The organism is Peribacillus sp. NPDC060253 (assembly GCF_042727425.1).
Lineage (GTDB): Bacteria > Bacillota > Bacilli > Bacillales > DSM-1321 > Peribacillus.
In genome coordinates, this window is record NZ_JBHXAS010000135.1 from 1 (window position 1) to 12,526 (window position 12,526).

Annotated in this window: 11 protein-coding genes and 1 pseudogene; 11 read left to right on the forward strand and 1 reads right to left on the reverse strand. The window is 34.9% G+C overall.

What is annotated here, in order from left to right; genetic code table 11:
- Nucleotides 1-739: 739 nt before the first annotated feature.
- Nucleotides 740-901, forward strand: a pseudogene (locus ACFWE9_RS23045) (IS110 family transposase); the annotation flags it as partial.
- Between the two features lie 59 nt (nt 902-960).
- Nucleotides 961-1,089 (forward strand): hypothetical protein, encoded by a 129-nt coding sequence (locus ACFWE9_RS23050; protein ID WP_290370617.1) that lies wholly within the window; start codon nt 961-963, stop codon nt 1,087-1,089.
- A 146-nt stretch (nt 1,090-1,235) separates the two neighbouring features.
- On the opposite strand, the gene ACFWE9_RS23055 is transcribed toward ACFWE9_RS23050, so the two are convergent.
- Nucleotides 1,236-2,015 carry a M15 family metallopeptidase gene (locus ACFWE9_RS23055; RefSeq protein ID WP_377358979.1) on the reverse strand — a complete coding sequence of 260 codons (780 nt, stop codon included), beginning with the start codon at nt 2,013-2,015 and terminating at the stop codon, nt 1,236-1,238.
- 848 nt (nt 2,016-2,863) lie between these two features.
- Between ACFWE9_RS23055 and ACFWE9_RS23060 the strand changes: the two genes are divergently transcribed.
- From ACFWE9_RS23060 to cntE, 9 genes are all read left to right on the forward strand, one after another.
- The gene (locus ACFWE9_RS23060) at nt 2,864-3,697 is read left to right on the forward strand and encodes a histidine racemase CntK family protein (RefSeq protein ID WP_377358981.1); all 834 of its coding nucleotides are present in this window, start codon (nt 2,864-2,866) and stop codon (nt 3,695-3,697) included.
- Between the two features lie 27 nt (nt 3,698-3,724).
- The gene (locus ACFWE9_RS23065) at nt 3,725-4,519 is read left to right on the forward strand and encodes a class I SAM-dependent methyltransferase (RefSeq protein WP_377358983.1); all 795 of its coding nucleotides are present in this window, start codon (nt 3,725-3,727) and stop codon (nt 4,517-4,519) included.
- A gap of 30 nt (nt 4,520-4,549) precedes the next feature.
- The gene (locus ACFWE9_RS23070) at nt 4,550-5,860 is read left to right on the forward strand and encodes an opine metallophore biosynthesis dehydrogenase (protein ID WP_377358985.1); all 1,311 of its coding nucleotides are present in this window, start codon (nt 4,550-4,552) and stop codon (nt 5,858-5,860) included.
- Nucleotides 5,861-6,003: 143 nt separating this feature from the next.
- Nucleotides 6,004-7,626: a staphylopine-dependent metal ABC transporter substrate-binding lipoprotein gene (cntA, locus tag ACFWE9_RS23075; RefSeq protein ID WP_377358987.1), complete on the forward strand. Its 1,623-nt coding sequence runs from the start codon at nt 6,004-6,006 to the stop codon at nt 7,624-7,626.
- A 117-nt stretch (nt 7,627-7,743) separates the two neighbouring features.
- Nucleotides 7,744-8,676 (forward strand): nickel/cobalt ABC transporter permease, encoded by a 933-nt coding sequence (gene opp1B, locus ACFWE9_RS23080; protein WP_377358988.1) that lies wholly within the window; start codon nt 7,744-7,746, stop codon nt 8,674-8,676.
- Nucleotides 8,677-9,576 (forward strand): staphylopine uptake ABC transporter permease subunit CntC, encoded by a 900-nt coding sequence (gene cntC, locus ACFWE9_RS23085; RefSeq protein ID WP_214795855.1) that lies wholly within the window; start codon nt 8,677-8,679, stop codon nt 9,574-9,576. It begins immediately after the preceding gene.
- Nucleotides 9,573-10,379, forward strand: a complete 807-nt coding sequence (gene cntD, locus ACFWE9_RS23090) for a staphylopine uptake ABC transporter ATP-binding protein CntD (RefSeq protein WP_377358991.1) — start codon at nt 9,573-9,575, stop codon at nt 10,377-10,379. The genes cntC and cntD overlap by 4 nt, the downstream gene beginning before the upstream one ends.
- A 2-nt stretch (nt 10,380-10,381) precedes the next feature.
- Complete coding sequence (locus tag ACFWE9_RS23095) at nt 10,382-11,128, forward strand: ABC transporter ATP-binding protein (protein WP_214795859.1); 747 nt, start codon at nt 10,382-10,384, stop codon at nt 11,126-11,128.
- A gap of 30 nt (nt 11,129-11,158) precedes the next feature.
- Nucleotides 11,159-12,337, forward strand: coding sequence for a staphylopine family metallophore export MFS transporter CntE (gene cntE / locus ACFWE9_RS23100; RefSeq protein ID WP_230160213.1), 1,179 nt, complete (start codon nt 11,159-11,161; stop codon nt 12,335-12,337).
- Nucleotides 12,338-12,526: the final 189 nt, after the last annotated feature.

Sequence of the window (12,526 nt, forward strand, 5' to 3'; positions counted from 1 at the left end):
AACTACGTCAGACTTAAACTGAACCGCCGTATACCGAACGGTACGTACGGTGGTGTGAGAGGTCGGAGGCTAGGCGCCTCCTCCTACTCGATTTAATGAACTCCCATAAAAATTAAAATATTCTTAAAACCAAAAAAGAGCATACAAAAATAGACCTAGAAAATTACTTTTTTTAAAAAGGCTGAGCCTTATGAGTGATCTGATTGAGTTTGATAAATCGTTAAACAGAAACCTCCAATTATAGAAAATTAAGTAGAGGCTAGAGTGACGACCAAAAAAAGGATAAATCTCCCATGAGTGCTACCCATAAAGGGCGCGACAGTCGGTGGTACACCATGGTCGTCGGAGTCAGATTAACGGATGGGCTCAAAGACACCATAGTTCAACGACCTTCTTCGCCAGCCATTAAAACATTATCGACATAGAGACCAATTTTCATTCTCTGTGGTGAAGCGCTGATTTTTGCGCTTCATGGATGGCTAACGGGTGCTTTCGTATTATAAGGTCGAACAGTAAAAAAATTACTGGTTGACCATTTTTTAATAGAATCTATTATATCAGTAGCCAGGGTAGGACGTACGGGTGCGTGGGACTTGATCCCGTGAACTAAACTGTCCGCCCCTACTTGTAGAAACATGTTTGAGGCTGGTTGGGACTTAGATCTCGTATAACAAGCGAAGCTATGACACCGCATGGATGACTAAGGGGTACTGGTTAGTAAGTAGAGGAGAGAAAAATAATGAATCCAGTTGTTGGTCTGGATGTGGCAAAAGGAGAGAGCCAAGTTCAGGCATTTTTAGATCAATCTAAACCGTATGGGTAGAGCTTTTCAATAAAGCATATCAAAGAGGAATTAGATCATTTTTTAGACTTTCTAAAAGAAGTTGAAGAGGTGACAGGGCAGATGAATTAATAAAGGAGTTATGTACATTTTTTATTCAGTAATGGATGAAATTGTAGATGAGTATTTCCCAAGCATTTATAAAAAGTGAAGATGAATTGAATGAAATAGAAACGAAAAAAACAAATCAAGATTTAATTGAAATTTATGTTAAACATCCTTATGCAAAAAAACTATTGGTTCTGTGATGCCTTTAAGTATCTCATAATAACAGTTTGCTCGAAGGCATAGCAGAAGGGATTAACCTTGGTAATCAGTATATAAAAGTTAAGCCAACGACATCTAAAATATGATACATCGCATTTTAGATGTCGTTGGCTTAGTTGGCTTAATATTACTTAGAAACGGGCTGAACATTATAGTATTCTTCGAGTGTCACCCCTTGAGCTTGAATGTCTTTTGCTATCTCTATACCTACATAACGAATATGCCAAGCCTCATATTTATAGCCTGTAATTTCTTGCTTACCTTCTGGGTAACGAATGATAAATCCAAACTCACTTGCATGTTTAGCTAACCAATCAGCCTCTTTAGTTTGACCAAAACATTCCTCAGCAGCACAAGTGCCATTAATGCCACTTACATCAATAGCCAAGCCTGTTTGGTGTTCACTGGTTCCTGGATATGCACTATAAGTTTTAGCCTTTTCAAGCCCATCCCTTTCTACATAATTATTAAAAATAGCTTCTTGCGTTTCCTGTGAACGAAATGCCGATACGCCGGCTAATTTAATATCGTCTTCTTCGGCCTTAAGAAATAGTTTTTCCAAGGCTTCCCCGGCCTCTTTGCGCATCATTCGTTTTTCGATTTTTTCCTTGAAAATAAACGGTACATTTGGATAATAAAGGTCATCAGGTCTGTATTTATCAGGAAGTGGATTTAACTTATTTACTAATACGGGAATGCTTTGAGGATTTGCAGAGACTTTAATAGCCTCTTGTTGAACCGTGTTAATATTAGGTTCATTTTCCTTTGGGTTAGAAGCTGTATTTATTGTACCAACACTTTGATCGTGTATATTATCTTCTTCTTTAGAGTTATCCTTAACTGTACAGCCTAAAGTACATAAAAAAATAAATGTTAGTAAAGCTATGGTGTAAATGGATCTTAACATAGTGCGGCCCCCAAGTTCAATTTGTTACTAATCCTGCTTAATATTTTTATACAAAAATTTAACAATCGATAAGTTAGGGAGGGAGAAAGCAAAAATGAAGTGTCCTATCATTTATTCTCTTATATCCATCACATTTCGATTAATCATTGAATATGAAAATAAATCTTATTAAAAAAGAAAATAGTCGATAGATTCCCATAACTTAAACATAAAATCGTATATCCTGTATTTGTTTTTTAAATCGTAATTATTACTATTTATAATTTGATAAAACTCACAATATCAAATAATAAGATAAAAATCAATATCTATAAAGTACATTCCTACTAATTTCTGTAATGCCCACTCATCTTTTCCTTCTGTGCTTTAAAGAAATCCCCCATATATTGACGACCATAAGGTACTGTGTAATGAAATCCCAGTTTTGTTCAACGGAAAAGCCATCCTTTTGCTGTTGAACCCTCATGATAAATTCCTAGATTGGTTCATTTTGTTACTTTTGTTCAGATTTGCAAATAGGATTTTATATTACCAACAGTATCTAAGAATACCCCGACTAACTCCTTATATCTGTGGCCTGGCTTCCCATTTCTAATAAATCGTCGTGCTGCACCGATATGTAATGGCGAATAAAATCCAAAGCGATAAACATAGAAAGAGATAAAATTGAAAATTACGACACTTCTCAATCGGCACTAGTGTAAAAAAAACAGACCAAATATTGACACTTTCCAACATTATGCTATAATTCATTTTGCGATTATAAATCGTAATCATTACTATTTGCGGTGAATAATACTTTATGAAGAAAGGAAAACCCAAAAATATAAGTGTAGAGGGTAGTTGAGATGATCCAGGAAATAGATTTTATAAAATTTAATCCAACACAAAATATGACAATTCTCGTTAAAACTAATTTTCTAGTTGAAGAGTATAAGCACATTGCTTCGAAAATCATGTCATACGACAGCGTGCATGCAGAACAAGTTGGATTTATAGAAAAGCCGATAAATAATAAAGCAGCTGCAAAGTTACAAATGGCTGGAGGTGAGTTTTGTGGTAATGCTTGTATGGCACTGGCAGCTTTTATAGCATCTGAAAAAGGACTAAAGCATAATGATTTGGCGGAGATAATATTAGAGGCCTCAGGCACAGATAAATTAATAACATGTCAAATGAAAAGAAATTTAGATGAATATCACTGTCTGATTACTATGCCTATTCCTAAAAAGATAGAACAGAGAACAATAAAGTATGATGGCAACGATTTGAATATGATTATAGTGAGATACCATGAATTTATACACATTGTGATAGAAGTGGAGGAATTTAGTAAAACAGTAAGGGAAAAAGCGCAATCTTTAGCAAAGTTACTTGGAGTAACATTAGGTGCTAACTTGATCGGCGTTTTATTGTATAAATCGAAATCTAAGGAAATGGCTCCTCTCATTTATGTCCCACATTTAGATAGTATGATATGGGAAAGGGGGTGTGGTTCCGGTACAGCCTCCTTAGGAGCCTATTTAGCTTGGAAGAATAAAGGGGAGATTGTTACAAATATAAGGCAACCCGGTGGCGATATTAAGGTATTTGCTACTTGTCATGGAGAAGAATTAACAAGCCTTTTGATTGAAGGGTCGGTCCAAATAGTAGCACAAGGCAAAGCTTTTATAGATGGTTAGTTATAACATTGTACTGGGGGAAAATTAATGAATGCATTAATAACTTTTCAAGAATATTTAAGTGAGTTTTCACAAAAATTTGATGGTTTAGCAGGAAGTTATGATAATACAATCAATAATTGTTCAGAGGTAGAGAGTTTAATAGATGACTATTCAAAATTCATAACAAACGAGAGGAATAAAGAAGCTTGGAAACAATTAGAACTACAAGAATCTAGTGATTTGAATCAACTTGTGATGAACCTAAGAAGAAAATCGGCACTTTGTGTAGCTATTATGGAGAAATATCGTGCAATCAAGCTACTGGATGGAAATAGTGAAAAGGCAGACTATTTTAAAAATATAGAATCATGTATTGAAAAAGAATTTGGCAGTTTTCAAATTACTTCGGAGTCAAAAGTATTGTTAGTAGGATCAGGTTCATTTCCAATGACGCCATTATTAATCGCTAAGCGAACAGGAGCAGAGGTTGTAGGCATAGATATTGATGATGAGGCTATTCAACTTGGACGAAACGTAGTAGAGAAATTAGGAAATGGATTAAATATTAGATTAGAAAAAATATTAGTGGAAAATCTTGATTTTACGAAAAACGTGACTCATATCATTTTTAGTTCAACTGTTGAAAGTAAATATTACATATTGGATCAATTACATACATTAACGAATGAAAACGTAGTTGTTGCTATGAGATATGGTAATCATTTGAAGTCCTTATTTAATTTTCCATCAAGAGAGGTTGATGGGCAGAAGTGGAAGATGGTTGAAGAAATATTGCGTCCAGATCATGTGTTTGATATCGCATTGTATAAAAAAGCATAGCTTATTAAATTGTAAGAAAAGGAGGCCTTTATGAATGATTTTAAGCGAGTCCTACTATTAGGCACTGGCCCAACATCTATCCAACTAGCTATGAATCTAAAAAACCAATTGAATTGCTACGTAGGAATTGTTGGGAGAGAATCTGTTCGTTCAGAAAATTTTTTTGAGGCACTTAAGGAAAGTAATCATTTAGTTCGTGTAAGCGTTCAAAATGAAAAGCATCGAACTATGCAGGGTGAATGCTTCATTGATCAAGTTTTTAGGGGTTATGGAACAATTAAGGGTGAATGGGATACTATTATTCTTGCTGTAACAACGGATGCTTATATAGAAGTATTAAAACAAATTAATAATGAGAAATTAAAACAAGTAAGGTGTATTGTATTAATTTCTCCGACTTTCGGTTCCAATAGCTTAATCAATAATTATATGAACCAGCTTAATTCAGATGCGGAAATTATCAGTTTTTCTACATATTACGGTGATACACGATGGATGCACGATAAACCTTCTAATCATGTTTTAACAACAGCAGTCAAGAAAAAAATTCATATAGGCTCTACACATTATCCATCTAAAAATGTCGAGGGACTATGTAAGTTATATGAACAATTAGGTATTACTCTTGAAAATATGAAATCTCCAATAGAAGCAGAAACGAGAAATATTTCTTTATATGTTCACCCACCGTTGTTTATGAATGATTTCACACTACGTGCAATATTTGGTGACTTAGAAAGCAAGAAATATGTTTATAAACTTTATCCTGAGGGGCCCATTACACAATATTTAATTAGGGATATGCTGGCTCAATGGAAAGAAATCATGAATATCTTAGGGAAATTAAATATAGAAAATTTAAATCTACTTAAATTTATGACAGATGATAATTATCCCGTGAGATTGGAAAGTTTATCACGTCATGATATAGAGAATTTTAATCATTTAGAAGCTATCCATCAAGAATATTTATTATATATACGTTATACCGCACTGTTGATCGATCCTTTTTCAGAACCAGATAAGGATGGGAAATATTATGATTTTTCTGCTGTTCCAATTAGAAAAATGTTCGTCAATAGGGAAGGATATTTGGATATCCCTAGGATGCCTAAAGAAGACTATTATCGTATAAAAATAATTCAAGGAATTGCAAAATATTTAAATGTAAATTGTCCAACAATAGATAAATTCATTAAAACATACGAGAATAAAATTGAAAAAGTGGCTCAATTCCATGAAGATGAATTGCTATCTAATGCATTTGTTGTTCAAAGCTTTGATGAAGATTTGAATATGATATGCAGTGAAATAGGAAAAAGTATAAGCGCAAAGAAGTAGGAATAGTACTTGTCTTAAGTTAATAGAGTAATATACTGTGTAAATAGTAATCATTTCGATTTACAAAAGGGGGATTTTTTCAATTTAGATCATATTTGACCAGTAAAAGGTGAATTAATTCAAATTAAAGGGAGAGAAATATATTGTTAGTTAAAAAATTTAAGTTAGCATCTCTAATATTTTTGGTTTTATCTATTCTAGTTGCCTGCTCTGCAGAAAAATCTAATAGTAAGAAAAAGGAAGGTGCTGATTCAACGAATAGCTCAAAAGAGTTAGTTTATGCATCCTCCAAAGATATTAATGATATGAACCCGCATCTGTATACAGGTTCAATGCCAGCTCAAGGGATGGTCTATGAATCATTGGTTGAAAATACAGAAGATGGGATTAAACCTTTGCTTGCTGAATCCTGGAGAATTTCAGAAGATGGAAAAGTATACACTTTTCATTTAAGAAAAGATGTGAAATTCCATGATGGAGAACCATTTAACGCAGAGGCAGTAAAGAAAAATATTGAGGCTGTGCAAAACAACGCAAAAAAGCATGCTTGGATTAAATTATCTACAAAAATAGAAAGTGTAAATATAGTAGATGCTTATACAGTTGAACTTGTGCTATCAGAAGCATACTACCCAACTTTGGTTGAATTGTCTATGACCAGACCTTACGTATTCATATCGCCTAAAGATTTTAAGAATGGTGGAACAAAAGAAGGTGTAGAAGGTTTTAACGGTACAGGACCATATACTCTGACTGAACATAAAACAGATGAGTACGCTATATTTGAAGCAAATGAAAATTACTGGGGTGGCTCACCAAAAATAAAAAAAATCACGTCTAAAGTTCTCCCAGCAGGGGAAACGACCTTTTTAGCCTTAAAAAAAGGAGAAGTAAACTTTGTTTTTACTGATGACCGCGGTGCAGACAGTCTTGATGTAGAGGCAATGAATCAATTAGTTGATTCAGGTGATTATCAGTTGGTTAGAAGTGAACCAATGAATACGAAAATGATTGTAGCAAATAGCAGTAAATCTGATAATCCAGTAAGTGAAACAGCTGTTCGTGAAGCCATTTGGCACTCGATTGATAGAGAAACCATTAGTAAGGATATTTTAAATGGTACGGAAACAGTAGCCAATACACTATTCTCACCTAACGTCAATTATGCAGATGTTGATTTGAAGAAAAGAGGCTATGATTTAGAAGAAGCGAAAGAGATTTTAGAAGAAGCTGGCTGGACAATAGAGGATGGTGCTGCGATTAGAACGAAAGACGGTAACAAATTAGCCATGCAACTTTATTATGACAGCATTTCTTCTTCCCAAAAAACACAGGCTGAGTTTATTCAAAGTTCATTAAAAGAGATTGGTATTCAGCTAGAGATAATCGGTGAAGAGTCGACTTCAATTGCTAATAGAAGGTCTACTGGTGACTATGATCTATTATTCAATCAAACATGGGGACTAGCGTATGATCCACAAAGTACAATCTCTGCTTTTACTTCTGAGGCATCTTATTTACATACTACAAGTGGCATGGCAAAAGCAGATGAACTCTACAAGAAGATTGATGAAGTAATGGTGTCACCTGATGAGAAAACACGAAAATCATTATATGCGGATATTTTGACGATTGTACATGATGAAGCAGTCTTTATTCCCATTTCAAATGGCAGTGTCACTGTAGTTGCCCCAAAAAATTTAAAAGGCATATCATTTAAGCAAACGCAATTTGAGTTACCATTCGAACTGATGAACTTTGAATAGAAATATAAATAAAAAGGGGAAGATTCCCCTTTTTATTTATGTGAAGAGTAACCTTCTAAGTATTATATTGCAGAAGTAAGTGTGGTTTTTTAAATTTCTATTAAAAGGAGATTTTCTATGGGAAGTTACATCATTAAGAGACTATTCATATCAATCCCTTTACTTTTGGTCATTTCATTTTTAACGTTTATTTTAATTAATCTTTCTCCCTTAGATCCAGTTGAAGTGGTATTGCAAGCGCAAGGTGTTCCAACAATAACAGATGAATTAATTGCTCAAACGAAAGATGAGTTGGGGATGGATAAACCATTTATTATACGATACTTCGATTGGGTTATTGCTTGCTTACAGTTGGACTTTGGGGTTTCCTACGTGACAGGAAAACCGGTTTGGTCGTTAATTGGTCCTGCTTTTCTAAATACGTTAAAACTAACGTTGGTTTCATCTGTTGTCATTATTGTTCTATCGATACTTTTAGGTGTGATCTGTGCGATGAAAGAGGGGAAAATTATGGATAAGTCAGTAAGGGGATTTTCATTTTTCCTAACGGCAATGCCGTCATACTGGATGGCGACTCTTATGATTTGGTATTTTTCCGTAAAAGTGGATTTATTGCCAACAAGCGGAATGGAGTCGTATAAAAGTTATATTCTACCGGTTATTGTCATTGCGATAAGCTATGCAGGCATTTATTTTAGGGTCGTTAGAAGTTCGATGTTGAGTAATTTAAATGAAGACTATGTACTGTATGGAAGGGCATGTGGCTTAACAGAGAGGAAAGTCACCATGCACATCTTAAGAAATTCATTGCAAGTGGCCATTTCGATATTTTGTATGGCTATACCTATTATATTGGGAAGTACAGTCGTTATAGAAAATGTATTTGCTTGGCCAGGATTAGGAAGTTTAAGTGTTCGAGCTATTCTAGGCCGGGATTTCCCGATTATACAAGCGTATGTACTTATTTTAGCAGTGGCCTTTGTATTATTTAATACCATTTCCGACATTATAAACGCTGTGATGAATCCTAAATTAAGGAATGAAATATAAATGAGACTATTTGAAAATTTAATAAAAGATAGGTTAGGCACAATTTCTCTCATAGTTATCGTTGTAACAATCGTTGTTGGCATTTTCGCCCCTATATTTGCTCCACATGACCCTGAAGAAGTAAATATGAGCCTTCGTTATGCTTCTTCATCATGGGATTACCTATTAGGTAATGATCACTTAGGACGATGTATTTTATCCAGAATTATTTATGGCATTCGTCCCAGTGTTTTATGGGTTTTAGTTGCATTATTCATATCTGTCTTGATTGGAGCGGTTTTAGGATTTCTAGCAGGCTACTTTAGAGGAAAAGTAGATGCCACTGTTATGAGAATTTGTGACACGATGCTATCTTTTCCAGGATATGTAATGGCATTAGCTGTTGTTGGTATTTTAGGTGTGGGGCTTGAAAATATATTGATTGCGTTTACCTTGATTAAATGGGCATGGTTTGCTCGAATAATCAGAACGTCTGTTATGCAGTTTGCTGAAAAAGAATATGTGAAATTTGCCAAAGCATCAGGTATTAGTGACGTGAAAATTATTTATAAGCACATGGTTCCTGTTACATTTTCTGATATCGCAGTGATTTCGAGCAGCTCAATTGGTTCGATGATTTTGCAAGTATCAGGCTTTTCATTCCTAGGGTTAGGAATTCAAGCCCCAAATGCTGAATGGGGAATGATGTTAAATGAGGCAAGGGAAGTAATGTTTACAAGACCAGAATTAATGTTAGCTCCTGGACTAGCCATTATTATGGTAGTATCTGCATTTAACTTTTTCTCTGATGCACTTCAAGTTGCCATAGACCCTAAATTAATTACCTCAAAAAATAAGCTTCAAGAAGAGTTAACAATCTCTAAAATTAAGCTTCAAAAGAGGTGGCAAAATAATCTATGAATATATTAGAAGTTAGAAATCTGAGAATATGGGATAGTAGCTCCGGTAAAGTGATTATCTATAATAGTTCATTCCATGTAAAGCAAAGAAGCTGTCTGGCAATTGTAGGAGAAAGCGGAAGCGGTAAGTCTCTGACTTGTAGGTCAATAATGCGATTAAATAAATCCTGGCTTCACCAATCAGGAGACATTTTATTTAAAGGCGAAAACTTAAACGAACTTTCAGAAAAGGAGATGAGAAAGAGAAGGGGAAGAAAACTTTGCATGATTCTACAAAATGGGATGAGTGCATTTGACCCTTCCTGTGTAATTGGGGTTCATTTAAAGGAAACGCTTGTTGAACATTTCGGTTGGAGTAATAAAGAAATCGAAGAAAAAATGAAAAATGCTATGGAAAGTGTCATGCTGAAAAATCCGATAGAGATTATGAATAAATATCCACACCAGCTATCGGGTGGAATGTTGCAGCGAATAATGATTGCGTTAGCATTAGTATTAGAACCAGACATTATTATTGCTGATGAACCAACAACAGCTTTAGATACTATTTCACAATTTGAAGTCGTTGAGCAATTTATAAAAATACGGGAAAGAATGGGCTGCTCTATGATCTTTGTTTCCCATGACTTGGGAGTTGTTAGAGCAATTGCTGATGAAGTTATGGTCATGAAGGATGGAGAAATTATTGAAAGAGAAAAATCAAAAACTATATTTTCAGAACCGGAACATGACTATACCAAATATTTAGTATCTACTAGACTAGCGTTGAGTAATCATTTTAAGAAAATAATGGGGAGAGCTTAAAATTGCTAAAGGTTGATAGTGTGGAGAAGTCTTATAAAAGTGGTGGACTCATTTCAAACAAAAGACAAAAGATTTTGAACAATATTAGTTTTGAATGTGGAAGTGGCGAATGTCTCGGTATTATCGGAGAAAGTGGGAGCGGGAAATCCACCTTAGGTCGTTTACTAATAGGAATTGAAAAGCCAGATCGGGGAACCGTTTTATTTCAGGGTGAAAATGTAGGGGATAGAAGAGTGAGATCGGGTAACATTAGCGCTGTTTTTCAAGACTATAAATCTTCCATTAACCCATTTTTTACAGTTGAGGAAGCCATTATGGAGCCATTAAAAATTAAGAGCAAGCTCAAAATAGAAATTCAAAACAGGATTGATAATCTATTGAATCAAGTTGGGTTAAATCCGTCCTACAGAAAAAGATATCCTCATGAATTATCAGGGGGAGAGGTTCAAAGGGTATGTATTGCAAGGGCCATTTCCACAGAACCAAAATGTATTTTATTAGATGAAGCAATCAGTTCTTTAGATGTATCAGTTCAAATACAAGTGCTTGAATTACTTAAGGAATTAAAAAACCTCTACAATATGAGCTATGTATTTATTACTCATGATATTCAGGCCGCCGCCTATATTTGCGACAGGGTCATTATTTTTAGAAATGGTCAAATTGAAGAAGTAATTAAAATCGAACAATTAAAAAACGTTCAGTCAGAATATGCTAGAAAATTATTGGACAAATTAATAACTTTTTAGATTATTTTCGAACTAGGAGGAGAAAAAATTGTGAGTGGAGCTATGTCTTGGCCGTTTCTGCGTTTATATCTGTTGGTTCTTCTTTATTTTAGTGCCAATGCCATTCTAAATGTTATTATCCCCTTACAAGGGGAATCATTAGGAGCCAGCAATACTACTATCGGCTTGATTATAGGGGCGTATTTATTTACAACCATGTTCTTTCGTCCGTGGGCAGGTCAAATTATTCAAAAGCATGGACCGATAAAAGTGTTGCGCATTATTCTTATAGTCAATGGTTTTGCTTTAATATTATATACGATTACTGGGTTAGGCGGCTATCTAGTTGCCCGTATGTTACAAGGGGTGTCGACAGCTTTTTTTTCCATGGCATTGCAGATAGGCATTATTGATGCACTACCAGAGAAGGATCGCTCTCAGGGCATCTCACTTTATTCTTTATTCTCTTATATACCAGGTATTATTGGACCTATACTGGCATTAGGAATTTGGCAAGGAGGTATGGATTATTTTACAGTAGTGATGATAGCAATTGCCATCACTACAGGGGTGTTTGGCTATAGTGCCAAAATGGAAAAAGGAAAGGATCAACCTGCTTCAGTTAAAAATGAGCAAGGAGTAAGTATGTTTAAGGCATTTAGTCAGTTGGTAAAAAATCCGTTTCTGTTTAAATGCAGCGTATTGATGTTAGTTACCTCCATTGTATTTGGAGCGATTACAACCTTCCTACCACTGTACGCTATGCAATTAAAAAACGGCAATGCTGGAATTTATCTCATGCTTCAGGCTGGTACCGTTGTCTTTGCTCGTTTTACTTTAAGGAAAAGGATTCCTTCAGACGGTAAGTGGCATTCATCTTTTATCATGGGGGCTATGCTTCTTTTAGCAATAGCGGCGCAATGTGTAAGCGTATCTATAACGGGTGGGGCTTTCTTTTTCTATGCAGGTGCGATTTTAATGGGGATAGCTCAGGCAATTATCTATCCAACGTTAACAACGTATTTAACCTTTGTATTGCCTAAGGTAAATCGAAATGTGTTACTTGGTTTATTTATTGCTATGGCTGATTTAGGTGTTTCGCTAGGTGGTGTCATTATGGGGCCGATAGCTGATTTTTCCTCATACTCATTTATGTATATGATTTGTGCTATCTTAGGTGTGACGATGACCATTTTTGCATATGATCGACGAAAAATATTTGTTGGGTAAATATAAAGGAGTCTTTCAAAATTTTCATATATGACTTTTGGAAGGGTTTGTTGAATTTAATATTTTACTCTTATAGAGGATAATCTTTTTATAGTGGATTTAGTATAGTTTCATGGACACATTTTAGTTAAGTCCTTACAATGATTTTTGAAAGGATGTGTCCGTCTTGGAACGTAAGAATACAGGGAA

Bases quoted from the DNA above. Each gene is read 5' to 3' on its own strand.
- ACFWE9_RS23050 (WP_290370617.1), top strand. From the start codon at position 961: ATGAGTATTTCCCAAGCATTTATAAAAAGTGAAGATGAATTGAATGAA.
- ACFWE9_RS23055 (WP_377358979.1), bottom strand. From the start codon at position 2,015: ATGTTAAGATCCATTTACACCATAGCTTTACTAACATTTATTTTTTTA.
- ACFWE9_RS23060 (WP_377358981.1), top strand. From the start codon at position 2,864: ATGATCCAGGAAATAGATTTTATAAAATTTAATCCAACACAAAATATG.
- ACFWE9_RS23065 (WP_377358983.1), top strand. From the start codon at position 3,725: ATGAATGCATTAATAACTTTTCAAGAATATTTAAGTGAGTTTTCACAA.
- ACFWE9_RS23070 (WP_377358985.1), top strand. From the start codon at position 4,550: ATGAATGATTTTAAGCGAGTCCTACTATTAGGCACTGGCCCAACATCT.
- opp1B (WP_377358988.1), top strand. From the start codon at position 7,744: ATGGGAAGTTACATCATTAAGAGACTATTCATATCAATCCCTTTACTT.
- cntC (WP_214795855.1), top strand. From the start codon at position 8,677: ATGAGACTATTTGAAAATTTAATAAAAGATAGGTTAGGCACAATTTCT.
- cntD (WP_377358991.1), top strand. From the start codon at position 9,573: ATGAATATATTAGAAGTTAGAAATCTGAGAATATGGGATAGTAGCTCC.